The sequence below is a fragment of the Nocardia brasiliensis genome, assembly GCF_011801125.1.
GTDB lineage: Bacteria > Actinomycetota > Actinomycetes > Mycobacteriales > Mycobacteriaceae > Nocardia > Nocardia brasiliensis_C.
This window is the reverse complement of the sequence record NZ_CP046171.1, coordinates 3,007,335-3,032,125: the sequence shown is the minus strand read 5'-3', so window position 1 is coordinate 3,032,125 and position 24,791 is coordinate 3,007,335. Positions and strand designations below refer to the sequence as shown.

At 69.3% G+C, this 24,791-nt stretch carries 23 protein-coding genes; 10 read left to right on the top strand and 13 right to left on the bottom strand.

Going from position 1 to position 24,791, the window contains the following annotated elements; all coding sequences use genetic code 11:
* Position 1 precedes the first annotated feature (1 nt).
* Genes F5X71_RS13860 through F5X71_RS13835 form a run of 6 tightly spaced genes read right to left on the bottom strand, consistent with a single transcriptional unit; the run spans position 2 to position 6,490 of the window.
* Entirely contained in the window at positions 2-1,006 is a 1,005-nt protein-coding gene (locus F5X71_RS13860; RefSeq protein ID WP_167462310.1) for a CgeB family protein, read from the bottom strand.
* A complete protein-coding gene (locus F5X71_RS13855) occupies positions 1,003-2,253 on the bottom strand; it encodes a lipopolysaccharide biosynthesis protein (protein ID WP_167466459.1) in 1,251 nt (416 codons plus the stop codon). Before F5X71_RS13855 ends, F5X71_RS13860 begins: the two co-directional genes overlap by 4 nt.
* Positions 2,254-2,296: 43 nt before the next feature.
* Entirely contained in the window at positions 2,297-3,448 is a 1,152-nt protein-coding gene (locus F5X71_RS13850) for a glycosyltransferase family 4 protein (protein ID WP_167462309.1), read from the bottom strand.
* Entirely contained in the window at positions 3,445-4,512 is a 1,068-nt protein-coding gene (locus F5X71_RS13845; protein WP_167466458.1) for a glycosyltransferase family 4 protein, read from the bottom strand. The genes F5X71_RS13850 and F5X71_RS13845 overlap by 4 nt, the downstream gene beginning before the upstream one ends.
* Positions 4,513-4,541: 29 nt before the next feature.
* Positions 4,542-5,396 (bottom strand): glycosyltransferase family 2 protein, encoded by an 855-nt coding sequence (locus F5X71_RS13840; protein WP_167462308.1) that lies wholly within the window; start codon positions 5,394-5,396, stop codon positions 4,542-4,544.
* Entirely contained in the window at positions 5,393-6,490 is a 1,098-nt protein-coding gene (locus F5X71_RS13835) for a transferase (RefSeq protein WP_167462307.1), read from the bottom strand. The genes F5X71_RS13840 and F5X71_RS13835 overlap by 4 nt, the downstream gene beginning before the upstream one ends.
* A 137-nt stretch (positions 6,491-6,627) precedes the next feature.
* On the opposite strand from F5X71_RS13835, the gene F5X71_RS13830 reads away from it, so the two are divergent.
* Entirely contained in the window at positions 6,628-7,200 is a 573-nt protein-coding gene (locus tag F5X71_RS13830; protein WP_167462306.1) for a dTDP-4-dehydrorhamnose 3,5-epimerase family protein, read from the top strand.
* Here the strand turns inward: F5X71_RS13830 and F5X71_RS13825 are convergent.
* Genes F5X71_RS13825 through F5X71_RS13810 form a run of 4 tightly spaced genes read right to left on the bottom strand, consistent with a single transcriptional unit; the run spans position 7,184 to position 10,878 of the window.
* On the bottom strand, positions 7,184-8,212 hold the full coding sequence (locus F5X71_RS13825) for an NAD-dependent epimerase/dehydratase family protein (RefSeq protein WP_167462305.1): 1,029 nt from the start codon (positions 8,210-8,212) through the stop codon (positions 7,184-7,186). The two genes, F5X71_RS13830 and F5X71_RS13825, sit on opposite strands and share 17 nt — an antisense overlap.
* Position 8,213: 1 nt before the next feature.
* Positions 8,214-8,864: a PIG-L deacetylase family protein gene (locus F5X71_RS13820; RefSeq protein ID WP_167462304.1), complete on the bottom strand. Its 651-nt coding sequence runs from the start codon at positions 8,862-8,864 to the stop codon at positions 8,214-8,216.
* Positions 8,861-9,658, bottom strand: coding sequence for a sugar phosphate nucleotidyltransferase (locus F5X71_RS13815; protein WP_167462303.1), 798 nt, complete (start codon positions 9,656-9,658; stop codon positions 8,861-8,863). The genes F5X71_RS13820 and F5X71_RS13815 overlap by 4 nt, the downstream gene beginning before the upstream one ends.
* Positions 9,655-10,878, bottom strand: a complete 1,224-nt coding sequence (locus F5X71_RS13810; protein WP_167462302.1) for a class I SAM-dependent methyltransferase — start codon at positions 10,876-10,878, stop codon at positions 9,655-9,657. The genes F5X71_RS13815 and F5X71_RS13810 overlap by 4 nt, the downstream gene beginning before the upstream one ends.
* 598 nt (positions 10,879-11,476) lie before the next feature.
* On the opposite strand from F5X71_RS13810, the gene F5X71_RS13805 reads away from it, so the two are divergent.
* Together F5X71_RS13805 and F5X71_RS13800 are read left to right on the top strand one after the other, a co-directional pair.
* Positions 11,477-12,685 carry a sugar transferase gene (locus tag F5X71_RS13805; RefSeq protein WP_238815880.1) on the top strand — a complete coding sequence of 403 codons (1,209 nt, stop codon included), beginning with the start codon at positions 11,477-11,479 and terminating at the stop codon, positions 12,683-12,685.
* Between the two features lie 2 nt (positions 12,686-12,687).
* Complete coding sequence (locus F5X71_RS13800) at positions 12,688-14,010, top strand: polysaccharide pyruvyl transferase family protein (protein ID WP_167462301.1); 1,323 nt, start codon at positions 12,688-12,690, stop codon at positions 14,008-14,010.
* Positions 14,011-14,244: 234 nt separating this feature from the next.
* Here the strand turns inward: F5X71_RS13800 and F5X71_RS13795 are convergent, their stop codons facing one another.
* The gene (locus F5X71_RS13795; protein WP_167462300.1) at positions 14,245-15,681 is read right to left on the bottom strand and encodes a carboxylesterase/lipase family protein; all 1,437 of its coding nucleotides are present in this window, start codon (positions 15,679-15,681) and stop codon (positions 14,245-14,247) included.
* A 100-nt stretch (positions 15,682-15,781) separates the two neighbouring features.
* Positions 15,782-17,542: a sugar-binding protein gene (locus F5X71_RS13790; RefSeq protein WP_238815879.1), complete on the bottom strand. Its 1,761-nt coding sequence runs from the start codon at positions 17,540-17,542 to the stop codon at positions 15,782-15,784.
* A 368-nt stretch (positions 17,543-17,910) separates the two neighbouring features.
* Between F5X71_RS13790 and F5X71_RS13785 the strand changes: the two genes are divergently transcribed.
* Complete coding sequence (locus tag F5X71_RS13785; protein ID WP_167462299.1) at positions 17,911-18,570, top strand: MspA family porin; 660 nt, start codon at positions 17,911-17,913, stop codon at positions 18,568-18,570.
* A 155-nt stretch (positions 18,571-18,725) separates the two neighbouring features.
* Positions 18,726-19,238, top strand: coding sequence for a hypothetical protein (locus F5X71_RS13780; protein WP_167462298.1), 513 nt, complete (start codon positions 18,726-18,728; stop codon positions 19,236-19,238).
* A gap of 7 nt (positions 19,239-19,245) precedes the next feature.
* On the opposite strand, the gene prcB is transcribed toward F5X71_RS13780, so the two are convergent.
* Complete coding sequence (prcB, locus tag F5X71_RS13775; protein ID WP_167462297.1) at positions 19,246-20,052, bottom strand: proteasome subunit beta; 807 nt, start codon at positions 20,050-20,052, stop codon at positions 19,246-19,248.
* A 432-nt stretch (positions 20,053-20,484) separates the two neighbouring features.
* Here prcB and F5X71_RS13770 point away from each other — a divergent pair, with 432 nt between their 5' ends.
* The 5 genes from F5X71_RS13770 to F5X71_RS13750 all read left to right on the top strand — a co-directional run bounded on the left by F5X71_RS13770 (position 20,485) and on the right by F5X71_RS13750 (position 24,781).
* Complete coding sequence (locus F5X71_RS13770; RefSeq protein WP_167462296.1) at positions 20,485-20,964, top strand: hypothetical protein; 480 nt, start codon at positions 20,485-20,487, stop codon at positions 20,962-20,964.
* Positions 20,965-21,129: 165 nt separating this feature from the next.
* Positions 21,130-22,743 (top strand): AMP-binding protein, encoded by a 1,614-nt coding sequence (locus F5X71_RS13765; RefSeq protein ID WP_167462295.1) that lies wholly within the window; start codon positions 21,130-21,132, stop codon positions 22,741-22,743.
* A gap of 14 nt (positions 22,744-22,757) precedes the next feature.
* Positions 22,758-23,147: a hypothetical protein gene (locus tag F5X71_RS13760; protein WP_167462294.1), complete on the top strand. Its 390-nt coding sequence runs from the start codon at positions 22,758-22,760 to the stop codon at positions 23,145-23,147.
* Positions 23,148-23,216: 69 nt separating this feature from the next.
* On the top strand, positions 23,217-24,455 hold the full coding sequence (locus tag F5X71_RS13755; protein WP_167462293.1) for an oxygenase MpaB family protein: 1,239 nt from the start codon (positions 23,217-23,219) through the stop codon (positions 24,453-24,455).
* A gap of 104 nt (positions 24,456-24,559) precedes the next feature.
* On the top strand, positions 24,560-24,781 hold the full coding sequence (locus F5X71_RS13750; protein WP_167462292.1) for a hypothetical protein: 222 nt from the start codon (positions 24,560-24,562) through the stop codon (positions 24,779-24,781).
* The last annotated feature ends 10 nt before the right edge of the window (positions 24,782-24,791 follow it).

Here is a 24,791-nt window from a genome sequence, read left to right as displayed (position 1 = left end):
ATCAGGTGAGCGCATCGATGATCTCCTCCGCCCGGTCGACATAGCGGTGCCGCTCCCCGGTGATCCGCCGATACCCGGCCGCCGCCACCCGCTCGACCGCCTCCGGGCGCCGGGCGCACCGCGCGAGGATCTCGCGCAACTCGGCGCCATCGGAGAACAGGAAGCACTCGGTGCCCTCGTCGAGCAGCTGGGCATGCTCTTCGGTCCGCTGCCCGACGAAAAGCCCTCCGGACGCCGGTATTTCGAACGATCGGCAGGTGTGGGTGTCGCGATTATCGGAATTGAGCAGCACCAGGTTGGCGGTGATCGAGGCGACCGCAACGGCGAAATGCTCGCCGTACACCGCCCCGCCGAGCGCGGCCGAGGTGGCGCGCAGCTGCCGCGTCCGGCGCCACCCCGGCCCGTGCACCACGAGATCCGGGCCGTACTCCCGCGCCAGCTCGACCAGCAGCGGGCTGCGATCCGGGCGGCGGGCGCCGATGAACCCGGCCAGGTAGCGCCGCACGGCGCGGCGGGCGCACCGGTGGTGCCAGGCCGGGTCGTAGGCGCTGCGCACGAAGCGCACGCCACGCGCACCGCGCGCGTGCAATTCCGGCACGTTGTGGCGCTTGGTGGTGACCACAAGATCCCATTCCGACTCGTAGGCCAGGTAGTCCGCGCTCGTGTTCGCCGGATTCGACACGTCGTCGGGGCTGTAGTGCACCCGCAGGTCGGCGGGCGTGCTCAGCAGGCGCTGCTGGTCCAGGTGCACGGCCTTGAACGCGAACAGCAGATCGGGCTTGAATTCGGCCGCGGCACTGTCGATCCGGTCGTGCACCGCGTCGGTGGTCCAGGCGGCCCGTCGGCCGGCCGCCTTGGCGTACCACCAGCTCGGTGACAGTCGCGGGGGCAGCGTGACGGGGGTGGAATCGATCACCACCACCTCGTGGCCCGCCTGACGGAATCCGTCGGCCAGCGAGCGCGCGTTGCTGCCGATCCAGTCGTCGCCAACGTACAAGATCCTCATCGCGGTGCCTCCTTCGCGACGGCCGCCGCGGCGGCGCGCTCACGCCCGATCAGCCACCGGATTCGGACGAGATACCAGAGCGCCACCGCGCATTCGGTGAGCACGGTGCCGTACACGAGCACCCACACCGAGTTGTTCCGGAACGCGACGGCCAGCGCGGACGCCGCCACCCCGGTCCCGATGAGCGCGCCGACCAGCACACCGGCCGTGTCCTGGCGCACCGGCAGCAGCGCCGTGGTGATGAACGAGCTCACCGTCATCGCGGGCAGGATCAGCACCTCCGCCCGCAACAGCGCTACGGTGCCGTCGAATCCGCTGCCGAAGATCAGCTGGACCAGCGTCGGCGCCAAGAGCCACACGCCCGCCGCCGCGAGTCCCGCCGCGCACACGCACACCGTCAGCACCTGGATCGCGTTGCGCCAGAACCGCTCGTGCGCGCTGCGCCGCGCCATCCGGGGCAGGAACGCGAATCCGACGGTGTCGAGCAATGATTGGATGGCGCGCACCAAACGGTCACCGGCCGAGTACAACCCGAGCGAGGCGGCGTCGAGCACCGCGGCATAGACCACCGGCGCGCCCTGACCGTAGCCGGTGACCAGCAGCCGGGACGCGAAAACCGGTGCGCCGAGCCGCAGGACCGTCCGTACCGCCCGCGGCCGGGCCGGTGCGCCGAAGCGGCGCCACGCGTCTATCCAGGTCGCCGCGACGGTGACGAGCGCCGAGATCAGCAGGCACAGCAGCGCGGCCGACGCACTGGGCCAGCGCGGCAACAGCAGAACCAGCAGCAGCAGATAGACGACCCGCCCGACCCCCTGATACACCGCCGACGCCCCGAACCTGCCCTGCCCGATCAACAGCCAGTCCTCCGAGATCGACCAGCAGCCACCGGCGACCAGGCCGAGCAGCGCCATGTGCAGCCGGGCGGGCGCTCCGGCCATCGTGGCGAGCGCGAGCAGCACGCCGAGGGCACCGAGAATCGTCAGCCGGACCGCCAGATAGTCGCCGCGCAACTGCGCGATGCGCGCTGTGTCCGTGCGTCTTTCGTTGACCTGCGCGGCCAGGAAGGACGTGATGCCCAGATCCACCACCAGCGTGCCGATGAAGTACGCCGACATGCCGATGGCCAGCAGGCCGAGCCCTTCGGCGCCGAGCACCCTGGCGATGATCGGCAGGGTCACCACCGTGATCAAGTACTGCCCGTACTTGCCGAAGCTGACGAAACCGATGTCGCGCAACACCACGACCATCCCGCGCCGACGACGCGGCGCGGGCGGTGCGGCGGTACCGGTCTCAGCCACGGCGCGCCCCCGCCATGGTGGTCAGGAACTCCGCGGCGACCCGTGCCGACGCGGTGATGTCGAATTCGCGGGCCCGCCGCACGCCCGCGGCCGCGAGCCGCGTGCGCAACCCAGGATCGGTCGTGAGTGTGTCCAGGGCGCAGGCGAGCTGGGCGGCGTCGCCGCCGTCCACCAGCACGCCGTGCACTCCGGGTTCGATGATCTCGGCCGGACCACCCGGCCTGCTCGCGATCACCGCGCACCCTGCCTGCAACCCCTCGACGACGACCTGACCGAAGGGCTCGGCCAGCACCGAGCAGTGCACCAGGATGTCGGCCTGGCGCAGGTGGTTTCGCGGATCGTCCAGGTGCCCGGTGAAGGTCACCGGGACGCGCAGCTCGCGCGCCGCGCGCTCCAGTTCGGCACGGTAGGCCTCCTCGTCGAAAAGCGTGCCCCCGATCAGGAAGACCTGGCGCGGCGGCACTTTCACCTGCGCGAGCGCGCGCAGCAACACGTCCTGGCCCTTCCACGGGGTCAGCCGGCCGACCATCGCGACGACGACGTCATCGGGCGCGCGCTGCGGTGTCCGCGCCCGGATGGGTACGGGGTCGGGTTCGATACCGGGGTACACCACCGCCACCGGCCTGCGCCAGGTGATCAGCGAGTTCGCGGTCGAGCGGCTGTTCACCAGGTAGCCGTCGCTGACCGCCCAGCCGAGCAGGCGGATGCCCCAGGCCAGCCACCGGCCGAAGTATTCGCTGGTGATCTGGTCGTGCACCGACCAGATCAGCGGGACCCGGGCGCGCCGCGCCGCGACCGCGCCCATCAGCATGGCCTTGGTGCTCCCCGCGACGAGCACCTGCACCTCCAGCCTTCGGGTCTTGGTGCCGAGCCTGCGCCCCACCCGGATCAGGTCGAGCGCACCGCTGAGCAACCGGCGCGGACTCGCGCCGTCGATGGTCAACGATCGACTGCGGAAGCCATTGGGCATCAACAGAGTACGAATGCCACGGGAACGGATTCGGCGCACCATCGGACCGTTCTCGGTGAACAGCATCACCGGTTCGACGGTGGTCCGTTCCGCGAGCGCGGACAGCAACCGCATGGTCGCCAGCTCGGCGCCCGACGGCGCGGCGGTGTGTGCGAGGAATAGTGCCCTGATCATTGATGTAGCTCCGTGTACAGCGTGTGGTGCCGGGCGGCCGCCGCCGCCCAAGAGAACGACTCCGCATGGGCGCGACAGCTTTGCGCCGTGGGCAAGGCCCCCGCCAGAGCGGCGGCGATGCGGGCCGCGAGTGCGTCCACGTCGTCGGCCGCCACGATCAGCGAAGGATCGAGCCCGCGCACCGCGTCCGGCAGGCCACCGCAGTCGGTGACGATCGGGGCGCGCCCGCAGGCCAGCGATTCCAGGGCGATCAGCCCGAAACCCTCCAGCGCGACCGAGGGCACCACGGTGCAGCACGCCCGCGCGTAGTGGGCGGCCAGCCGCTCGTCGCGGACGTGCCCGGCGAAGGTGACCGAGTGCTGGAGCCCGCTCGATGCCGCCAGTTCGCGCAATTCCCGTTCGGCACTGCCGGTTCCGATGATCACCAGACGCGCGTCGGGCCGCGCGGACAGCACCGCGGGCCAGGCGCGCAGCAAGCGGTCGATGCCCATTCGGCGTTCCAGTCGCCGAATGCAAAGCACGACAGGCTCTTGTGCGGAATCCGGTGGCGCGGCCACGGCGAATCGGTCGAGATCGACTCCGGGCGCGATGACTTCGACACGCTCCTCGGCCACGCGATAGTCGGACACCAGCACTCGACGGAACTCCTCGGAGAGCACGACGAAACGCTCAGCGCCCGCGTAGCGCATCCGCTCCACGAGATACTTTGCCCGCGTGGCACATTCGGACTCGCCGGCGAGCCTGCTCTCGGCGGCCCACGGGCCGTGGAAGTGCACCACGAGTCGCTGTCCACGCGCAGCACCGGCAGCAGGGGGCCCGTACAGGCAGAAATGCCGATCGAGCACCCCGGGGCGGCGTGCGGCGGGACGCGCGACGACAGAACGAGTCACGCGGCGCACCGTGGAGCCGCCGAGCCGGCCCCATGAGCGCGCACCGGACGGCGGATCGCCGAACGCCACCGCCGACACCTCGGTGCCGGGATGCGCGCGCAGCGCGGCGAACAGGTCAGTGAAGTAACGGTTGAGCCCGCCCGGCGCCGAGCCGAACCATTCGGCGCCGGTCATGTGCACCCGCACCGGCTCGGTGCGCGCGGTCATGTCCGCACCTCCCGCGCGCCGACCCGGGCCGTCAGGCTCCCGGCCACCGCGCGCGCCCGCACGTTCGCCCGGTGCAGCGCAGTGCGCACCAATCTCCCATCGGCGACCAAAACGTCAAGGCGACCGACGTGCTGGGGATACTCGCCCGCGATCCGATGATGGAAGCGCAGCAGCTCGACCAGTTTGCGCGCCGTCGAGGTCTGGCTGCACAGGTTGAACGTCGAATTCCGCCAGGCGGCAAGCACTCCCGGCAGCCCGACGAACTGACCGAACGCCGCGACACGGCCGAACAGGTCCACATCCATCGGGAACACCAGATCGCCGCGCAGTCCGCCGACCCGATCGAAGTCCGCGCGCCGGAACATCGCCGCCGCGGTCGGGCCGAACTCGGCGGGGCCCTCACGCACGATCGTGCGCAGCACCGGACCCGCCGGATGCGTGCCGACCAGGCCGGGCAGTCCGAGTCCCGTTTCGAGCACCGCGCCCGCCTCGTCGATCACCTGGAAGCGGGCCGAGCTGATCGCGATCGCCGGATCGGCCATGACCTCGAGTTGAGCGGCGAGCGAGCCCGGCAGCAGCACGTCGTCGGCGCACACCACCTTCACCAGCCGTCGGGTGGAACGGGCGATGGTGACGTTCCAGTTGTCACCGATCGGCAGCACCTGGTCGTTGCGGAATACCCGGACCCTGGGGTCGTCGAAAGACCTTGCGATGGCGGATGTCTCGTCCGCGCTCGCGTTGTCGAGCACGACGAGCTCGAAGTCCAGGTCCTGCCGCAGGATCGACCGCATGGTCGCCGCCAGGGTCCGGCCCGCGTTGTAGGCGGGCACACAGATGGACAGCTCGGTCATCGGGCGGGTTCCTCATCCGTCAGGGTGTCTTCGGCGCAGAGCCAGCGGCTCGCCAGTTCCGGGAAACGCGCCTCGAGTTCGGGGCGCAGATCCGGCAGGGTCAGCAGCACCCGGTCGGGCCGAGCGCGCAGCAGCTCGGCGGGCGAGATGATCGGGACATCGGTGCCCGGCATCCGCCTGCCCTGTTTGGCGGGCGCGGCGTCCGCGACCGCGCGCACCAACCCGCGGTGGATTCCCGCCAGGCTGAACAACGCCACCGCACGCGAGGCCGCACCGTAGGCGTAAACCGAACGACCGGCGGCGGTTTCGGCCGTCAGACGGTCACGCAGGACCCGCACGTGCGCCTCCGCCGCCGACTGGAGGACGCCGACCACCGCGGGGTCGCCGAGCCCGGCCTCCGCGGCCAGAATCCTGCGCACGGCGGCGTCCGGCTCGCGCACCCCGTGCACCGCCGCGGCGAGCACGGTGCCGCCGTACAGGTCGAATTCCCATGCCGTGGCCACGCTCATCCCGACCCGGCGCAGCAACTCGCGCACCACGGTCAGCGAGTAGTAGGCGAAGTGACCGTGGCGCAACGCGTTCCACTGCCGCTGCCGGACGATCGTGAGCAGCGAGTGGAACTGCAACAGCAGCACCCCTTCCGGCGCGGTCGCTTTCGCCCGTGCGACGAACGCTGCGCGCTGGTCCGGCTCGTGCATACTGCCGAAGCAGTCGAGCACCAGGTCGGCCACGTCGGTGACCACGCCGAAGCCGCGCTCGACCAGGTGCGGCAGCCAGCTTCCGCCGTGCGGACTGGCGAATTCACGCACCGTCGCACCGCGTAGCCAGCCGTCGGCGCCGACCCGCTCGACGGCGGCGACGGCTTGATCCCGCAGGGCCTGCGGTTCGACACCGCGCGGCTCCGCGGTCCGGGTATCGTCCTGCGCGAGCTGGGCCAGGCCGCATCCCGGGCACAGCTCCATCGCGAGCGGGTAGGCCGCCTCGTCCGCCCGCACCGGCGCGGCGGCGGGCGGGAAGTCGTCGGCGGCGGGCATGCGCCCCAGATCCAGCACCCGGCGCAGGCGGGTGTCCACGCACGCGCGGCACTCCTTCATCGCGACCACCTTGGACCGGCGCCGAAACCTCTTCCGGCGCACGCACGGTTCGGCCGGACCTCGGCGCCGTGCCTGGCCGCCAGACGAATCCGGGCTTGCGATGGCGCGAGGCGGGCCCCGTCGGGCACGATGGCCTGGTGCGCATCGAGCCGAGCGACCTCGCCGACGTCATGGTGCTCGTTCCGAAGCCGTTCCGGGACGACCGTGGCCTGTTCACCCGCACGTTCGACGCCGTCGAGTTCGACGAGCACCTCGGCATGCCGGGCAAGGCCGCGACCTTCGTGCAGGACTCGCAGTCGCGCTCGGCGCGCGGCGTGATCCGCGGCATGCACGGGCGCTCGGGTCGCGGCGAAGCCAAGCTGGTGCGCTGTGCGCACGGCGCGGTGCACGACGTGCTGGTCGACATCCGCCCGCAGTCCCCGACCTTCGGCCGGCAGCAAGCGTTTCTGTTGGACGACAACGAGTTCCGGCACCTGTACGTCCCGCCGGGCTTCCTGCACGGCTTCCAGGCGCTCACCCCGATCGCCGACGTCTGCTATCGGATCGACCGCCCGCACGACCCGGCCGAGGACATCGCGGTGGCCCACGACGACCCGGACCTGGCCATCGCATGGCCGCAGCCGGTCACGGTGGTCTCGGCCCGCGACGCGGCGGCGGGGAGTTGGCGCACGTTGCGCGAGGCGCTTACGCACGCTACGCCCCGATCCTGACCCGGAACAGCGAGTCATCCAGCACCCCGCCGTCTTTCAACTCGGTCAGCCGCGCGAGCCGGGTGAACCGCTGGAAGAAGTCGTCGGCGGAGAGCCCGCGGGCCAGGTACTCCCGGTGCAGTTCCGCGGCGCCGTCCGCGACGCTCCACTCGGCTTCGAAGCCGAGCCGCTCACGCGCCCTGCCGAAGTCGACACGGTAGGACCGCGCGTCCGATCCGGAGGTACCGGCGATCACCAGCCGAGCGCCGGGCACCACGTCGACGACGGCGCTCGCGATCTCGGCGACGGTGAGGTTGTTGGCCTCGGTGCCGATGTTGTAGGCCGCGCAGTGGATCGACTCCACCGGGGCGACCAGGCAGCGGGCGAAGGCGCGCGCGATGTCCTGGGCGTGCACCAGCGGCCGCCACGGCGTGCCGTCCGAAAGCACCCGCACCACACCGGTCAGCACCGCGTAGCCGACCAGGTTGTTCAATACGATGTCGGCGCGCAGGCGCGGCGAGAAGCCGAAGGCCGTCGCGTTGCGCAGGAACACCGGCGCGAACCCGGAATCGGCGAGCGCGCGCAGATCATCCTCGACCCGCACCTTGCTCAGGGCGTACGGCGTCAGCGGCCGCAGCGGCGCCTCCTCGGTGACGAGTTCCTCGCCCGCCGCGCCGTAGACCGAGCAGGTCGAGGCATACAGGAATCGGCGCACCCCGGCGTCCTTGGCCAGTCGGGCCAGGCGCACCGAGGCGTGATGGTTGATGTCGTGGGTGACGCGCGGCGCGAGCGCGCCCAACGGGTCGTTGGACAGCGCGGCCAGGTGCACCACCGCGTCGAAGCCGGCGAGCTGGGCCGCGGTCACCTCGCGCAGATCCACCGCGATCCCCGGCGGGTCGTCCGGTGCCGCGCCGAGCACGCAATCGGCGAAATAGCCGATGTCCAAACCGGTTACGTCATGCCCAGCGGCACGCAGGAACGGCACCATGACGGTACCGAGATAGCCTTGATGACCGGTGACGAGGACCCGCATCTCACATACCTCCGAAACTGGCGACGGTCTTCTCGGCCACGAAGGCCTCGGCGTATTCGCCGTGGCACTGCACCCCGCGCAGCCGGACCGTGGCGAGGAAGGCGCGCTCGTCGAACCAGTCCCGACCATGTTGCGAGGGATAATGTTTCACCAGCAGCCTGGCCTTCTCCTCGGCCGTTCCCGGCGGCAGCCGGTGGAAGAAGGTGGGCCGCGGGGTGTCGGTCTCCCACTTAGGGATCTCGTAGCCGAGCGTCAGGTGATCCCGGTACTCGGTGGGCACCAGTTCGGCGAGCAGCCGGTGATCCTGGTGCGCGTCGGTCCGGGTGGGCGCGAACACGAGATCCGGTGTGCCCCGGCGGCGCAGCGCGGCGACCGCGTCCTTCACCTGGCCCCAGTGCGCGGGGGCGCGGCCGTCAGGGATATCGAGCACGGTCAGCTCGACCCGCGCGCCAGGACAGAACGCCGTGAGCGCGGCCCGTTCCTCCTCGGCTCGCGCCGTACCGCCACCGCTCAGCACCAGGGCCCGAACCATCAGTCCCGGCACGCTTCGCGCCAGCGTGAGCAGCGTGCCACCGAGGCCGATCGCGATGTCGTCGCAGTGCGCGCCGAGCACCGCGATCTCGGTGATCGGTTCCGGGCGTAGCACTTTCACGACACGACCTCGAGGCCGTCGCTGCCCTCCCAGATCATCCAGGGACGGTCGCCGCGGTGGTAGCCGTCGTCGAGTTCCGCGCGCTCCTTGAAGGTGTCGGCGGGCTTCCAGAAGCCAAGATGCTGATAGCCGAAGAGCCTGCCCTGACTCGCCAGCGCCCCGCAGGCGTCCTCGACCAGATCGCCGCCGGGCGGCAGCAGTTCGAATACCTCCTGGGTGAGCACGAAGTAGCCGCCGTTCTCCCAGATCGGCAGTCGCGCAACGGGTGTGATGTTCTTGATCTCGCCCGCGTCGGTGATGTCCACGCAGTGGAACGACGACTGCGGTGGGACGATCAGCATCGCCGCGGCGGCGCCGGAGGCGGTGAACTTGTCGATCATCCGGTTCAGGGGCGCATCGGTGAGCACGTCGGCGTAGTTCGCGAGGAACCGCTGCTCACCGCCCAGATGGCCACGGACGCGGCGCAATCGTTCGCCGATCGCCGAGTCGACACCGGTGTCGACGAAGGTGATGGTCCAGTCGCTGATATCGGACTGCAGCAGCTCGACCTGTCCGTCCCGGATGACGAAGTCGTTGGACACCGACTCCTGGTAGGTCAGGAAGTAGTTCTTGATGTGGTTGGCGCCGTAGCCGAGACACAGGATGAAGTCCTTGTGGCCGTGGTGCGCGTAGTAGCGCATGACATGCCAGATCAACGGGCGCGGCCCGACCATCTGCATGGGCTTGGGGATGACATCGTCGGTGCCGTTGCGCATGCGCATGCCGTGGCCACCACAGAACAGGACAACTTTCATGACAGCTCCGCGCGACGCAGGGTAGGCAGTGGGTAGACGAGTTCGCCGCCCCAGTCGCCGATGTGGCGCAGCTGAGCGGTGATCTCGGCTTCGAGATTCCAGGGCAGCACGACCACGACATCGGGCTCGTCGCGGTCGATCCGCTCCGGCGGATGGATGGGGATCCGGCTGCCCGGCGTGAATCTGCCGTGCTTGTATGGGTTTCGGTCCACGGTGTACTCGAGCAGGTCGGGCCGGATGCCGCAGTAGTTGAGCAGGGTGTTGCCCTTGCCCGGCGCGCCGTAGCCGACCACTCGCTTGCCCTGCCCGCGCGCGTCGAGCAGAAAGCGCAGCAGCTCGTGGCGCACCGCCTCGGCGCGCGGGCGCAACGCGGCGTATCCGCCGACCTCGTGCAGGCCCGCCGCGGCTTCCACCGCGAGCGCGTCGGCCACCCGGCGGCCCGGCATCGCGACCGGGTCCGGCCGGGCCCATATCCGCAGCGAACCGCCGTGCGTGGCAAGGTGTTCGACGTCGACCACGGTCAAACCCGCGGTGGCGAGCGCACGCTGGGCCGAGAGCACGGTGTAGTACTGGAAGTGCTCGTGGTAGATGGTGTCGAACTGCCCGAGCCGCACCAGATTCAACGCGTGGTGCACCTCGATCGCCAGCCAGCCGTCGTCGATGAGCAGTTCGCGCAGTGCCCGGGTGAAGCCGAGCAGATCGGGAATGTGGGCGTACACGTTGTTGGCCACCACCAGATCCGCCGGACCGTACTCGGCGCGGACCTTCGCCGCGGTCTCCTCGTCCAGGAACGCCGACATCGTCGGTATGCCGCGCGCCAGCGCCGCGGCACCCACATTCACCGACGGCTCGATGCCAAGGCACGGCACGCCCGCCGCGACCGCGTGCCGCAGCAGATAACCGTCGTTGCTGGCCACCTCGACGACGAACGAGCGCGGGCCGAGCTCGAAGCGGGCGATCGCCTGCTCCACAAAGTCCTTCGCGTGCCGCACCCAACTCTCGGAATACGAGGAGAAGTAGGCGTACTCGGTGAAGGTGTCCTGCGGTGTGATCAAGGCCGGGATCTGCAACAGCAGGCAGTTCGGGCACAGACGCAGGTGCAGCGGATAGTTCGGCTCGACCAGGTCGAGTTCCGCCTGTGTTAAGAATTTCTCACAAGGTGGGCAAGCGCCCAAATCAAGAACGCTCACCAGCGCGGATTCACAAAGCCGACAAATCACGCATGCTCCCACTCGAATCAACCAGCATCTGAACAGTGCCATAGCCAGCGCGAATCAGCCGTCCAAGTAATATCAGTTTCGCCATTATTCACGCATCAGCATACTTACAGCAACACTCAGTTCTTTTTGGGCTTCTGCACACCTCACAACCTTCGTGACACCGCAGCGACATCGAAACCAACCGGCTCCGCGAGCCTTTCATAGCCGCTAGAGACCGACAGTAGCATCGGGATTCGAAGCCATCCCCTCCGTTAAGCTCCACCTGAAATCAACGCTTCACTAACAATGGTTGTAAATCATCGACAAACCAGAGGCCAGCGCGATATCGCAACGACATAGCTATCACCTCTTCATGTGATGTGCGTCGCACTGGATTGTGTGGCCTTTCTCTTCCCGCGATCGATCTGCGACACTCGCTTCGCGGTTCTGTTCAGAAGCAATTCTCCCGAGTCGGCTGGAGAATCGTTTTCGTGTTAATCGCCACGCTCGTCGATGAAATAGGAACGTCTCCATGCGTTTAGATATGTGCGGGTCAGGGGTTGTCGTCGATCCGCCCGCGGTCACGCGACGAGGTCGGCGCAGCGGTCATGTCGCGGACTTGCCCGCGGCCGACTTCGCGGTCCTCGGCGCGGCACTGCTCTACCTGTTCTCCCTCGTCGCGATCGCCGCCCTGCTGTTCCCGCTCGACACCACCCGCGACTACGTGGCGCTCGCGCTGCCGGTCGGCCTGCTCGGGCTGCTCGGCACCCGGGCGCTGTGGGGACGTCCCACCCGTCGCGGCGCAACCACACACCGAGCGCCCACCGCCGTCCTGGTTGTCGGCCAGCCCACGGCGGCGCGGGCGGTCGCAGCCGCCTTTGCCGCCGATCCGGCCTCGAATTACCAGGTGATCGGCATCTGTACCCCCGCGCCGACCTGTGCCTGTTCGGGCGGCGGCACGGGGAGCGCACGTCACCAGCTGCCGGTCGTCGGGGATCTGCGCTCGGTGACCGAAGCGGTGTACCGTACCCGCGCCGACGCGGTCGTGCTCACCGGCGGTGACCTCTGCACGCCCGACGAATTCCGCAGGCTCGCTTGGGACCTCGAGGAACTCGGCGCCGAACTGCTGCTGGCGACCGGCCTGATCGACGTCGCCCGGGACCGGGTGACCAGCCGCTCGGTGTCGAACATGACCGTCCTGCATGTCGCGAGACCCCGGCACCCCCTCGCGCGAGCGCGGTCCAAGACGGTCTTCGACCTGTGCTTCGCCGGGCTGGCACTGCTGACCATCGCGCCGACGCTGCTCGTCATCGGGCTGCTGATCAAACTCACGAGCCCCGGGCCGGTGTTCTATCGCTCCGAGCGGATCGGCATGCACGGCAAGCCATTCGCCATGCTCAAGTTCCGGAGCATGTACGTCGACGCCGACGACCACGTGGGCGCGCTGATCGACGCGGCGGGCGGCAATCCGGTGTTCTTCAAGCTCGAACACGATCCGCGGGTGACGCCGATCGGCCGCATCCTGCGCAAGTACAGCCTCGACGAGCTGCCGCAGTTCCTCAACGTCCTACGCCGCGAGATGAGCGTGGTCGGGCCGCGCCCGCAGGTGCGGCGCGAGGTCGACGCCTACGACGACGCGATGCGGCGCAGGCTCTTGGTCAAACCGGGCATCACCGGATTATGGCAGGTCAGTGGGCGCTCGGATCTGTCGCTGGAACAATCGATGCGCCTGGACGTCAGCTATGTCGACAACTGGTCGATGCGGCTGGACCTGACGATCCTGGCCAAGACCATCCGCACGGTCGCCCGCGGCGACGGGGCGTACTGACCGTGCCGGGCGGCGGCTCGATCCGGGTGCTGGTCGACAACGGCGAGTACGCGCTGCGCAATCGCGGCGACCTCGCGATGATGGCGATCACCGTGCGGCGCCTGCGCGAACACTGGCCGGACGCGCGAATCGGGATGCTGACCGATCAGCCGATGGTGCTGCGCGCGCTGCTGCCCGAGGCGGAACCGGTGCACGCCGCCACCGGCGGGCATTGGGCGCGTTCAGGTTTCACTAGCCGGATCAACCCCGGACCGGTCGCGCTGCACTGGCGGGCCGCCTCGGATGCGCCGAAAGAGCGGCTGCGCCAGATCCGCACGGCGGCACGGGCCACGCTCCATCGCGCTGGCCGGGACACCGCGGCGGTGCTCGAGCCCGCTCCATTGCCTGCCGCGCTCACCGACGCCTCCCTGGTGATCGCGCAAGGCGGCGGATATCTGACCGATGTCGACCGGTATCAAGCCCATCGCGTCCTGGATCTACTGGAACAGGCTGCCGCGCTCGGCATTCCCACCGCCATGATCGGGCAGGGCATCGGCCCGATGCGCGATCCGCACCTGCTGCGCCGGGCGGGCGCGGTGCTGCCCGGGGTGGACGTCATCGCGCTGCGCGAGGGGCGGCGCGGCCCAGATCTGCTCGCCGAGCTCGGCGTCGCACCCGGTCGCATCCTGGTGACCGGTGACGACGCGGTCGAATTCGGATACGCGTTGCGCCGCGCCGAGCTCGGTACCGACCTAGGTGTGTGCCTGCGGGTCGCGGACTACTCGCGGGTCACGCCGCACGCCCGCAGCGTTCTCGCCGCCGTATTATCGGCGTGCGCAACAGAATTCGGTGCCGCGCTGGCACCATTGATCGTGAGCGAGTACGACTCCGAGGACCGCAGGGCCACATTGCCCCTACTCATCGGCGCGCGGCGGGTGCGCCCCGCCGTGCGCCGGTCCGGGACTGCCACCGACGTCGCGCACCAGGTCGCGGACTGCCGTGTGCTGGTGACCAGCACCTACCATCTCGCGGTTTTCGCCCTGTCCCAGGGCATTCCGGCGGTCGCCCTCTCGGCGTCGCGGTACTACGACGACAAGTTCCACGGGCTGGCCGGCATGTTCGGCACCGGGCTGCGCATCATCCGGCTCGACGACGACGCGCTCGAACAGCGGTTGACCGACGCCGTCCGCGAGCTGTGGACCACGGCGCCCGCGCTGCGTGATCGCCTGCAGGACAGGGCGACCGAGCAGATCGCCGCCGGTCGCACCGCCATGGCGCGGGTGTTCGGACTGGTCGACGAGAGCCCGCACCGGCGGGCACCGGCCTCGCGTGGCAGCGCGCACTGAACGCACTATTGCGGCGCGCCCGGATCTGCGCCAGGTCGGCGCGCATGCCCGCGGACCGCTCCGCCATCCGTCGTGACGATGCGCCCCTAGAGGTACGGCGTCGCACTCCCCGAAGCCGCTGAGTCTTCCTGGACCCGTTGCACGAGGGCGTACTTCGAGACGGACGCTCGGTGGCCGAGCTGGATCTGGTCGTGCCGCACACTGTCGAGATCACCGAGGACGAGCGCCACGCGGTCAGGCCGGCGCCGGATCGTCGAACACTCGCACCGACGGCAGCTCGGCGCTGTCGCGCGGCCAGCCCGGGTCGCCGGTGCGCGCGAAGGCGACCCAGGCCGCGTGCATCTCGTCCGCGACCGACTGGGCCGGGTTCGGACCGACCAGCGCGGGTGCCGCGGCGAGGGTGTCGAACACGAACGGAAGTTCCAGCGCGTGGAACGCGCCGAAATCCTGATCGACTCGCCGCCAAGCGAATTCGAAGGCGAACACCGGCGTGCCCGTCGCCGCCTGGGCATGCGCCAATTGCCGTGCCGGAACCCGGAACACGCGATCGGTGAGTACCTCGGACAGCAGGTCACCGGCCGACGCCCCGGGTCGGCGCGCGAGATACGGTTCCAGGCAGGAGACATCGAGTTGGTACCGCCCCAGCACGACCGGCAGCGCGTCCATGGTCAATGCCGCGGCAACACCGGTCGGGACCAAGAACAACCGGAATTCCTCGCTGGTATGCCCGATGAGCAGACTGATCCCCCTGGCCGACCCGGCGGCGACCGCGTCGATCGGCCGCTCGGTCAGTACGACCCCGTCCAGCACGGGAAGCAGAGGCAGCGACGCCAGACCACCGGTGATCACCGAGGCACCCCAGCGCGCCGGATCGGTATCGGCGATCAGGTCCGCGACCGCCTTCTCCTGCGCGGCGAGCAGATCCGGCAGCGGGGCGGCGGCGAACTCTGCTGCGGTGGCGGCGATGCCGAGGGTCGCGGCGATCTCGGCGGACACTTTGCGTGCGTCGTCCTCGGTCGCGACGACCTCGCCGTTGCCGCTCTGGATGATCGCCTTGGCGAACAGCCCGGCCGAGCGAGGCGAGGCGAGCAGGGCGGCGATGCTCATCGCGCCTGCCGACTCACCGAAGACCGTCACGTTGTCCGGGTCGCCGCCGAAGCCGCTGATGTTCTCCTGGACCCAGGCGAGCGCGTACTGCTGATCGAGCAGACCGCGATTCGACGGTGCGCCGTCGAGCACCGCGAAACCCGCTGCGCCGAGGCGGTAATTGAGCGAAACCAGCACCACGCCGTCGCGCGCGAACGCGGCGCCGTCGTAGACGGGCAACGCGTTCGAGCCGCGGGTGAACGCGCCACCGTGGATCCACACCAGCACCGGCAGGCCGGACCCGCCCGGATCAGGCGTCCACACATTGACATTGAGCGACTCCGCGCCCGGCACCGTCTGGTTCCCGAAGATCGTGGCGAGCGCGGGCGGGTACGGCGTTTGCGGGCAGCTGGCGCCGAACTCGACCGCCGCGCGGACCCCCGCCCACGGCACCGGCGGTCGGGGTGCCTGGAACAGCGCGGGCCCGACCGGCGGCTCCGCGTACGGCACCCCGAGGAACGCGCTGACCCCGTTGACGGTCCGGCCGCTGATCTTGCCTCCGGTCACCGCGACGACAGGTTCCATCGACACTCCTCACTCCGCGCGGGTCGCCCGACAGGGCGCTGATCATCCTGTCTACCGCGTCCGGCCCCGGCGCGAAACCGGAAGCGCCTATTCGCTTCCGCTAGCGAGCCGCGCGCGGATTGCCCGCGATCGGTACCCCGATGCGCGTGGCCTGGGCGATCGATGCCGGTGAATCGGCGCTACGCGCGGCGGTTCGCGGAATCACGGCTGGTCTCGTGGTCGCCGAAAGTGCCACCGGCGGTGAGTAATCGGCGAGCTCGGCGGTCCCCCACACGTAAGGGTCGGCTTGCGGACTGCCGAAAGGCGACCAGGCAAGGCGGGTGCGGCCGGTCCTGTCGGCGGTATCGGAGTCGTAGACCAGGATGTTCACCGCGAAACCGGCGGGATCGACCGGCGCGGGCAGCTCGGCCAGCGGGATCTTCACCTCGACCGTGTAGCCGCGATACGGCTCGCTCACCCGTGCGGCGACCCGCAGGCCTGGGGCCGTCGCACTGGCCACGCCTTGCTCGTTGTCGGCGTCGCGCTCGGCGGCCGGTCCGCCCCGGCTCGCGGTGTAGGGCAGGATGCCGGCTTTGAACGTGGTCGAGGTGTCGTCGGAGTCGCCACGCGGATCCAGCGCGATCTCCACCGAGTCGGTGCGCCAATGCCTTTTGATGTCGTCGGCGGCCAACTCCGCGCCCTTGCGGTCGTCGGTGACCTCGACCAGCACGTACAGATCGTCGGCGTGCCTGGACAGCTTCGCGGTCGCCGCGCAGTCCCCCTCGCCCTGCCAGAGCGCCAACGGCAGTGCTGGACCGGGGTATTCGCCCGGCCCCTCGACGCCGTCGAGCACCGGCGCGGCAGGCACCGCGGGAATCACGGTGCGCGGGTTCGGCGGATAGGCGGGCTGCGCGCCATTGGCCAACCAGGGCAACCCGATTCGGTCGGCCCAGTCGCGGAACTCGGCGTACAGCGGTCGCAGTCCGGCCTGCGGGCGCACGGGCGCCTCGACGAAGCGGCCTTGCTCGGCAAGCACCGTGAACCAGTCCGAACCGAGTTCGCGCGGATCCGACGGCACCAGGGGCGGCTTCGCCGCGAAACCCTGTGTCAGATAAAGGCGGGTCGCGTCGCGCTCGACCTGTGCCCAGCTCGTGTCGTGCGCCCGCGACCGCGCCCCGGACCACACGCCGAACACCGGCAGGCCGCTGGCCGGATCGATCCGCCGCTGTTCGGCCGCCTCAGGCCCGAGCAGTGCGTCGAACCCGTAGTTCTGCGCCAGCAAGCTGCCGGGCCGCCACGGACGCAACCCTTCCTCGGCGAGCTGTTCCGGAAAGGCAAGCGGGTCCGCCGCGGCACGGAACGCCTCGATGCCAAGCCGCGCCGAAAGCTGGTGTCCACCATGCTGATCGAACGGACGCGGATCCATCACCACGATGGTGTGCGGGGTGGTCGAACGCACCAGTCGCACGAGCCGCGCCAGGGTGTCCTCGACACCCCACACGCGCGCGGTCAACGGGGCCGACAGGGTGTACCAGAAGTCGGGCTTGTCCAGGTAGAAGATGTTCTCGATGCCGAACGGCGCGGTGGCACGGCGCTCCTCGATCTCCCGGATCAAACCCAGCTCCGGCCCTTCCTCGAGACCCGCCGCGTTGCCGCCGCCCTCACCGCGGGTGATCGTCACGACGCCGGTGCGCCAGCCCCGTTCCTCGCGCCAGCGCCCGAAGGTGGACAGGTTGCTCGACTCGTCATCCGGGTGCGCACCGATGAACAGCACGTCGGTGTGGGCGGGATCGGTGCCGAGGCGCCGCGGCACCGACTCGGGCGCGCCGGCGACGAACCACGTCGCGGCCAAGCCCGCCGCCAGCACCGCGCGGCGACTCACTCGTCCCCCGCAGCCTGCCCCCGCGCAACCCATCGCTCGCCTCCCGTCAGTGTCCGTCGCACCGCACGAAATCAGAGATAGTAGAGCAGCCGATGCGGCCCGCCTGTGCTCCCGCGCACACTGATCCGAACTCCGTCCGCACATAACGGACATCGCGTGACGTACTCCACAAACCAGCCGTCGCGGCCTCGGCGACCCACTCCGGCCGGGGGATTCCGATCTCGAAACGATCAACGCGCGATCACGGCGGCTCGACACGATTCAACAGAGGTTGCCAGAAGATTGCTATTGCGTTTTCCTTTAATCAGAAGGGGAACCCATCTTTGCGGGTTCGACGCCACTACCTGACCCGACAAGGACCGGAAACTATGAAAAGGGTTGCCTTTCGGCGCGGCCTCATCGGCACTGCGGCGTGCACCAGCGCGATTGCAGCCGGATTGCTCATCGGCACGCAGGGCGTTGCCGCCGCCGATGCCGTCGCCGACAAGTCCCGGGTCGTCACCACCGACGACGGCTGGACCCTGACGGTGACCAAGACCAGCGAGACCCTCGATCGCTACCCCAATCTCGCCGCCACCATGTTCACCCGCGAAGGCTTCGTCTCGCTCAAGGCCATCGCCGAGGTCTCCGGTTCCGGCAGCCAGCCCGTCACCACCGGTCAGGTCAGCTTCGGCTATCAGATCGGCTGCCAGATCGACGTCTCCTCCGGGCTCACCACCAGCCTCGGTTTCTCCGTCGGCCCCAACGCCTCGCTCAACATCTCCTACCCGCCGAGCGTCAGCCTCGGCGTCAACGCCTCGGTGTCGCCGAACATCTCCACCACCCTCAAGCCCGGCTCCATCGCCACCGTCGAATTCGGTCGCAAGCAGCTCGCCACCGGCCGCGCCTCCATCACCATGGACCAGGTCGAGATCAAGGTCGACGCCTGCATGGGCCCGGTCTCCCTGCGCTCCTTCGCCACCGCCACCATCTCCACCCCCACCGCCGACAACACCACCACCGCCTACGGCGACCCCATCTGGCTCTGAGGTCCCGGTGCCCGGCGAGCGGAGAAAGCAGACGCACCGCGACGAGCCGTGCGTTCGCCGACCCGGTCGGGCGGTTGGGTGGGTCGATCGGGATGGCAGACGGGGTTCAGTACTCGAGGTTGGGGGCGATCGCGATTGAGGTGACCGGAGCGGGAATGCGACCCCGGCGGTGGGCCGGGGGGATCGTTGCGGTCGCGGGCGCGACGAGTCTGCTCGCGGCCAATTCGACATTGGTGGTCACCTGGCTGGTTCCGGTCGCGGACCGCGTGCGCGGCGGGGAGCCGTTGCGCTTCGACAACAGCCGCAAGCTGCCGGAGATCGACGTGACGCCCTGGTGGGCGCCGCGCGGCTATCCGTACTGGCTCGACCATCTCGGCATCGCGATGGTCGCCTGCGGCGTATTGGCGATACTGTTCGCGCCCATCCTGCTGACGCGCTTCGCCGCGACCCGCGTCGGACGCGTCGCCGGGCCGGTGCTCGCGGGAACACTGCTGCTCAGCTCGGCGACATCGGTGTTTCTGGTGCTCCGGTTCCGCGGCTTCTGGCAGGACCGGATCGCCCTCGGTGGCGGATTCCGTTTCGGCCCGGCCTTCTGGGCACTCGCGGCCACCGCGCTCCTGGCCGCGATGGCCCTGGGCCTCTATGCCTCGACCCGGATGGACGACTGAGGACTTCTCAGGACGCGGTGCGGTCGGCGAGCAGGGCACGGGTGATGCTCTCGAGCCGGGCCTCGGGGATGTCCCTGGCACCGTCGGCGTCGACGACCACCGCGCGGGGGTAGATGCCGCGCACGACGTCGGGACCGCCGGTGGCGGTGTCGTCGTCGGCGGCGTCGAACAGTGCCTCCACCGCGAGGTGCAGGGCACGCTCTTCGTCGATGTCGCGAGTGTGGGTCTTCTTCAGCGACGACTTCGCGAACAGCGAACCGGAGCCGACGGCGGCATAGCCGAACCGCTCCTCGCTGCGGCCGCCGACGACGTCGTAGGAGAAGATCCGCCCGGCCTGGTCGGGATCGGTGGCATCGAGGTCGTAGCCGACGAGCAGCGGGACGACCGCCATGTCCTGCATGGCCGCGGGCAGGTTGTCGCGCACCATCTTCGAGAGCCGGTTGGCCTTGCCCTCGAAGGTCAGCGACGCGCCCTCGATCTTCTCGTAGTGTTCGAGCTCGACCGCGAACAGCCGGATCATCTCGACGGCCGTGCCCACGGTGCCCGCGAATCCGGCCGCCGAATAGGTGTCGGTGATGAAGACCTTCTCCATGTCCCGGGTGGCCAGCAGATGGCCCATGGTGCCGCGCCGGTCACCGGCGAGCAGCACGCCGCCGCGGTAGGTGAGCGCGACGATGGTGGTGCCGTGCGGCGCGATGTCCTTCCCCGCGCGCGAGCCGTCGAACCGGTTCGACGGCAGCAGTTCCGGCGCGTTGCGGAGCAGGTATTCCGAGAACGAGGACGATGCGTGCCCCTCGTCGAACCAATCCGTCATCGCGGTCCTCCTCGATACTCAACACCAAAGCCGGGTATCGACCCTACCCGCTGCACGAGCGCGGCACCGTCGCGCGCAGCGGAAGCCACCGGCACGCAACCGGATTGGCAGCCCTGTGTCGCACCCGGCGACCCCGAACCGCCCGAACCGCGTCGACCTGCCCCGATACCGGATCTACCCGGACGTCCGTACACCGTCAGGTATGACACCGACGCACCCGTGTCCGCCGAAATGACGACCCCGGCAACGACCAGCGGCCGATGTCGTGAGCGGGCCTGACCACGCAGAATCTGTGGTGCCGGTCGTGATCACAAGCATTCTGTAGGGAAACTCTTAGCCGCAGGGGATTTGATACCCGGGTATAGCGGTGCGGGTAGCCCGCCACGACCCCGCCGAAGCGTTCTCGAACCACCTGATGAATGGAGAAAGACAGTGCCTGCGACGTTCCAGAGTCCCGTCACCGCGGCCGGCGTGCACGCAGCGCACGACTACCGCGAACGCGGCTGGACCGTCACCGAGACCGCCAACGGCCGCTGCCTGATCACCGGCGAGCGGGTCGCCGCGGTCGAACTCACCGGTGAGCTGGCCGGTGACGTCTCCCGGTTCATGCACGCGAACAACCTGCTCGGCCCGGTCGTCGAGTTGCCCGGCGCGCGTCGACGCGAATTGCACCTGGTCGTCGGCACTGCCAAGGCGGCGCGTGCGATCGCGGCGTTGCGCGAGGCGGGGGCCGTCGTGCACACCGACGGCGCGAGCATCCCGCTGCCGCCGACCCGGCTCGCCAACGGCACCGCCTGCTGGAAGATCGCCCCCGACCAGGCCCGCTGGGTGCCGCCGGTGGTGGCGATCGCCGCGGCGGCCCGGGCCGCCGCCACCGCACGCGCACGACAGCTCGCCGGCGTGGCTTGCTGAAGCTCAGCCCATCAGCCCGGATTGTCAAATCCTGGCCGCGAGAACCGCGAATCTCGTCGAGGTGCACAACCATCGACGAGGGTCTACGAATTACCAGGATTCGAACAGTCACATTGAGTCAATTGTCAATAGCGCCACGGGCGCGCGATGCATTGTGATGAGGCGATGGAACGAGTGCACCTGACGTTGTTTCGCCGCGTCCGCACGGTGCCGACCCAGGTGCGGCAGGTCACGGTGCTGCAGCGCGCCGGGGCGATCGATCTGCGCCGCCCGGATCAGCTCGCACACACCAGCCGTTCGGTGCGCGAGCTGGGACCGATCGCGGGGCCGGTGCAGGTCGCGGCGCGGCGCTACCCGGACCGGATCGCGCTCGTCGACGAATCCGGCCTGCTCACCTATCGCGAACTCGCGCACAGCACCAACGCGCTGGCCCAGTCCTGGCTGGCCAACGGCGTCTCGGCGCGGACCCGGATCGGCGTGCTGTGCCGCGATCATCGCGGCCTGGTACAGGCCTTGATCGCCGGTGCGAAGATCGGTGCGCGGGTGGTGTTGCTGCACACCGGCTTCGACGCGAATCGACTGGCCGATGCCGTCGCGGGCGAGGGCGTCGGGGCGATCCTCGCCGACGACGAGTTCGCCTCGGCCACAGCGGAGCTCGGCCCCGAGGTCAAGCGTCTAGACACGCTCGCCGCGAAACACCGGGTCGTCACCCCGCCGCCCGTGCCCGCGATCCAGGGCGGCTTCGTGATGCTCACCGAAGGCACCAGCGGACCGCCGAAGGGGGTACCGAGCCAAGCCGAAACCCCGTTGGCCGCAGCACAATTGTTGGAGCGAGTGCCATACCGCAGCGGTGGCGTCACCCTGCAGTGCGCGCCGCTGTTCCACCGTGCGGGGTTGACGCAGTTCATCACGTCGCTCTCCCTCGGGTGCACGGTGGTGCTGCACGGCCGGTTCGACGCCCGGCGCGCCCTGGCGCAGATCCAGGAGTACCGCTGCACCGCAGTCGTTTTGATGCCAGCAATGCTGCGTGGACTGCTGGACATCGGTGCCGAGGAGATCCGGGGACACGACACGAGCAGCCTGCGCCTCCTCGTGTGCGCGGGCGACAGCCTGCCCTCGGCGCTGGGCTCGCGCGCCGTCGAACTGTTCGGTCCGGTGCTCTACAACGTCTACGGGCGCACCGAGACCGGCATCGCCACCGTCGCCACCCCGCAGGACTGGATCGCGGCGCCGGGCACCGTCGGCAAGCCACCGGCCGGCGTCATCGTGCGGCTCTTCGACAACGGCGTGCCGGTAGCCACTCCGGGCATCAAAGGCACTGTGTACGTGGGCAGCTCGCGCACTGCCAGCGGATACTCCGGGAGCGGCGAGAACGGCGCCGACGGGCTCGTTCGCACCGGCGACGTCGGACATTTCGACGCGTCGGGCCGGCTGTTCATCGACGGCCGCGCGCACGACATGATCGTCTCCGGCACCGCGATCGTCTTTCCCGGCGAGGTCGAGGACGTGCTGCATCGGCACCCCAAGATCACCGAGGCCGCCGTGCTCGGCGTTCCCGACGACGAACTCGGCGAGCGCCCGGCCGCGTTCCTCATCGCCGACGGCGATCTCGGCGGCGACGAGGTCCGTGCCTACCTCGCGGATCGCCTCGCCCACAGCAAGGTTCCCCGCGATATCCGGTTCGTCGAGGAACTCCCCCACACCGGCATCGGCACGCTCGACCGCGGCGCCCTCGCGGCGATGGCCCTGGCCGACCTCGCACCACCGACCTCACTCTGACCTGGCCAATCCCGGTGCCAGGTGACGACGGATTCGCCGCCGCCGCGCAACCCTGGAATCGCGCCATCACCCAACCAGTGGCCGCGGTGGTCGAGGCCGCCGCTCTCGACGAGGCCACGCTGTCCCGATCGCGGGCGATCAGGCGGGCGCGTGACCCGCGGTCGGTGATGCGCACGAACTTCCCCGGTGCTCGGCTGACGGCATCGACGGCGCTGCGCTTCCACGCGGCGAGTGGAGCACTAAGTTATCGATTCTTCTTCACAGAGCAGGACGGAGATCTTCGCGAGAAGCACCTGCCGGTCGCAGCAGATATTCAAGTTATGCATCGATATTCCCCGAAATATCCGAACTCGACCCGAACCAGCCCCTGCCTTGATAAGTTAATGACAATTCTCACACTCTAAGCGCGGATCGGCGCGACGCGTTCCGGCCCGGCGCGACAGGGTGGCGTCAACTCAGCGAGGAGTATCGCCATGGATCGAATCAGCAGACGGAACGCGTTGAAGGTCGGCGCGGCAGGCGCGGCAGGCGCGCTGGCGGCGACGGCACCGGTACGGGCGCAACCGTGGACGTGGTCACCGGACGGTTCGGTGGCAGGCAGCGGCGCCGGCGCCGACCCGCTGACCGTGTGGGATCCCGAGGCAGACCAGGTGGTCGCGGCGCTGCTGGAACGCCATGAAGTGGCCGGGGTCAACGACGCGCTGCGCACCTGGACCCGCAACAGCCAGCCGCTGCCTGCCGAATTGCCCACGGAGCTACGCGATTTCATGGAGTACGCGCGCAGGCTCCCGCCGTGGACCGACCAGGGCAAGCTCGGCACCGCGATCGAGTTCAACAAGAAGCGGGGGCTGTACCTCGGCGTGCTGTACGGGTTGGCCAGCGGCATGATGAGCACCGTCATCCCCAAGGAGGCGCGGGCGGTCTATTACTCCAAGGGCGGTCACGATCTGAAGGACCGCATCTCCAAGACCGCGAAGCTCGGCTACGACATCGGCACCGCGAATGCCTATGCCCCCGACGGCGAAATGGTCGTGACGTGCGTCAAGACCCGCCTGGTGCACGCCGCCGTGCGGCATCTGCTGCCGCAGTCCCCGCACTGGATGCACGCGGCGGCCGAGGACATCCCGATCAGCCAGAACGACCTGATGGTCACCTGGCACAGCCTGCCGACCACCGTCATGAAGCACCTGCGGGCGTGGCAGGTGCCTATTCCCGCGCACGAGTCGGAGGCGTTCCTGCACTCGTGGCAGGTCTGTGCGCACCTGCTCGGCGTCCGCGACGAGTACATTCCCGGCTCATGGTCCGAGGCGGACGCGCAGGCGGCACAGGTCCTCGACCCGATCATCGCGCCGACTCCGGAAGGCACCGCCCTGGCCGATCGGTTGCTGCGGCTCGGCGTGCATCTCGACCTCGCGGTCCTGAGCAAACCGGTGCTCGGCGCGTTCACCCGATTCCTGCTCGGCGACAGGATCGCCGACGGATTGGCCATCCCCAGGGAACCGGTCTGGGATCCGCTGCTGCGGGTGAGCTGGGGCCCGTTCATCGCGGTGCGCGAAGGACTGCTGCCCGTGGTACCGCTCGCGCCGGAAGCCTACTGGTTGTTCGACGAATTCCTGCGCCAGGCCGCCCTGATCTATCTGGCCGAGCTCCGGCTGCCGATCAGCATAGAAATCCCGCAGTGGAATAGAGATATGAACCAGCCCCCACGCTGAAAATCCGCGACTTGCCGCTCGAAGAACGGCATATCGATTCGGCCGTCGCGATAATCCAGTGCACTGCCTTCGACGCACCGCGTCGTCCCGCAAAGGAGAAGGTCATGAGCTGGAATAAGAACAACCGGCAGCTGCACCGCTGGATGTCGATGACGTTCACCGTGACCGTCGTCATCGCGTTCGTCGCCGCGGCACTCGGAGCCACCGAATCGGCCCCGTGGATTTTCTACCTGCCACTCGCACCGCTATTCCTCCTGATGGGCACCGGCTGGTACATGTTCGTCCAGCCCTACCGCGCGAAACGCCGCGTCACCCGCCAACCGTGACGCCAGGCTC

What these genes read in the sequence shown, in the direction of transcription:
- prcB (WP_167462297.1), bottom strand. Translation starts at nt 20,052, where the DNA reads ATGACGGATTGGTTCGACGAGGGGCACGCATCGTCCTCGTTCTCGGAA.
- F5X71_RS13860 (WP_167462310.1), bottom strand. Translation starts at nt 1,006, where the DNA reads ATGAGGATCTTGTACGTTGGCGACGACTGGATCGGCAGCAACGCGCGC.
- F5X71_RS13780 (WP_167462298.1), top strand. Translation starts at nt 18,726, where the DNA reads ATGCGACCCCGGCGGTGGGCCGGGGGGATCGTTGCGGTCGCGGGCGCG.
- F5X71_RS13765 (WP_167462295.1), top strand. Translation starts at nt 21,130, where the DNA reads ATGGAACGAGTGCACCTGACGTTGTTTCGCCGCGTCCGCACGGTGCCG.
- F5X71_RS13855 (WP_167466459.1), bottom strand. Translation starts at nt 2,253, where the DNA reads ATGGTCGTGGTGTTGCGCGACATCGGTTTCGTCAGCTTCGGCAAGTAC.
- F5X71_RS13815 (WP_167462303.1), bottom strand. Translation starts at nt 9,658, where the DNA reads ATGAAAGTTGTCCTGTTCTGTGGTGGCCACGGCATGCGCATGCGCAAC.
- F5X71_RS13755 (WP_167462293.1), top strand. Translation starts at nt 23,217, where the DNA reads ATGGATCGAATCAGCAGACGGAACGCGTTGAAGGTCGGCGCGGCAGGC.
- F5X71_RS13750 (WP_167462292.1), top strand. Translation starts at nt 24,560, where the DNA reads ATGAGCTGGAATAAGAACAACCGGCAGCTGCACCGCTGGATGTCGATG.
- F5X71_RS13835 (WP_167462307.1), bottom strand. Translation starts at nt 6,490, where the DNA reads ATGAAGGAGTGCCGCGCGTGCGTGGACACCCGCCTGCGCCGGGTGCTG.
- F5X71_RS13825 (WP_167462305.1), bottom strand. Translation starts at nt 8,212, where the DNA reads ATGCGGGTCCTCGTCACCGGTCATCAAGGCTATCTCGGTACCGTCATG.
- F5X71_RS13785 (WP_167462299.1), top strand. Translation starts at nt 17,911, where the DNA reads ATGAAAAGGGTTGCCTTTCGGCGCGGCCTCATCGGCACTGCGGCGTGC.
- F5X71_RS13795 (WP_167462300.1), bottom strand. Translation starts at nt 15,681, where the DNA reads ATGGAACCTGTCGTCGCGGTGACCGGAGGCAAGATCAGCGGCCGGACC.
- F5X71_RS13850 (WP_167462309.1), bottom strand. Translation starts at nt 3,448, where the DNA reads ATGATCAGGGCACTATTCCTCGCACACACCGCCGCGCCGTCGGGCGCC.
- F5X71_RS13845 (WP_167466458.1), bottom strand. Translation starts at nt 4,512, where the DNA reads ATGACCGGCGCCGAATGGTTCGGCTCGGCGCCGGGCGGGCTCAACCGT.
- F5X71_RS13840 (WP_167462308.1), bottom strand. Translation starts at nt 5,396, where the DNA reads ATGACCGAGCTGTCCATCTGTGTGCCCGCCTACAACGCGGGCCGGACC.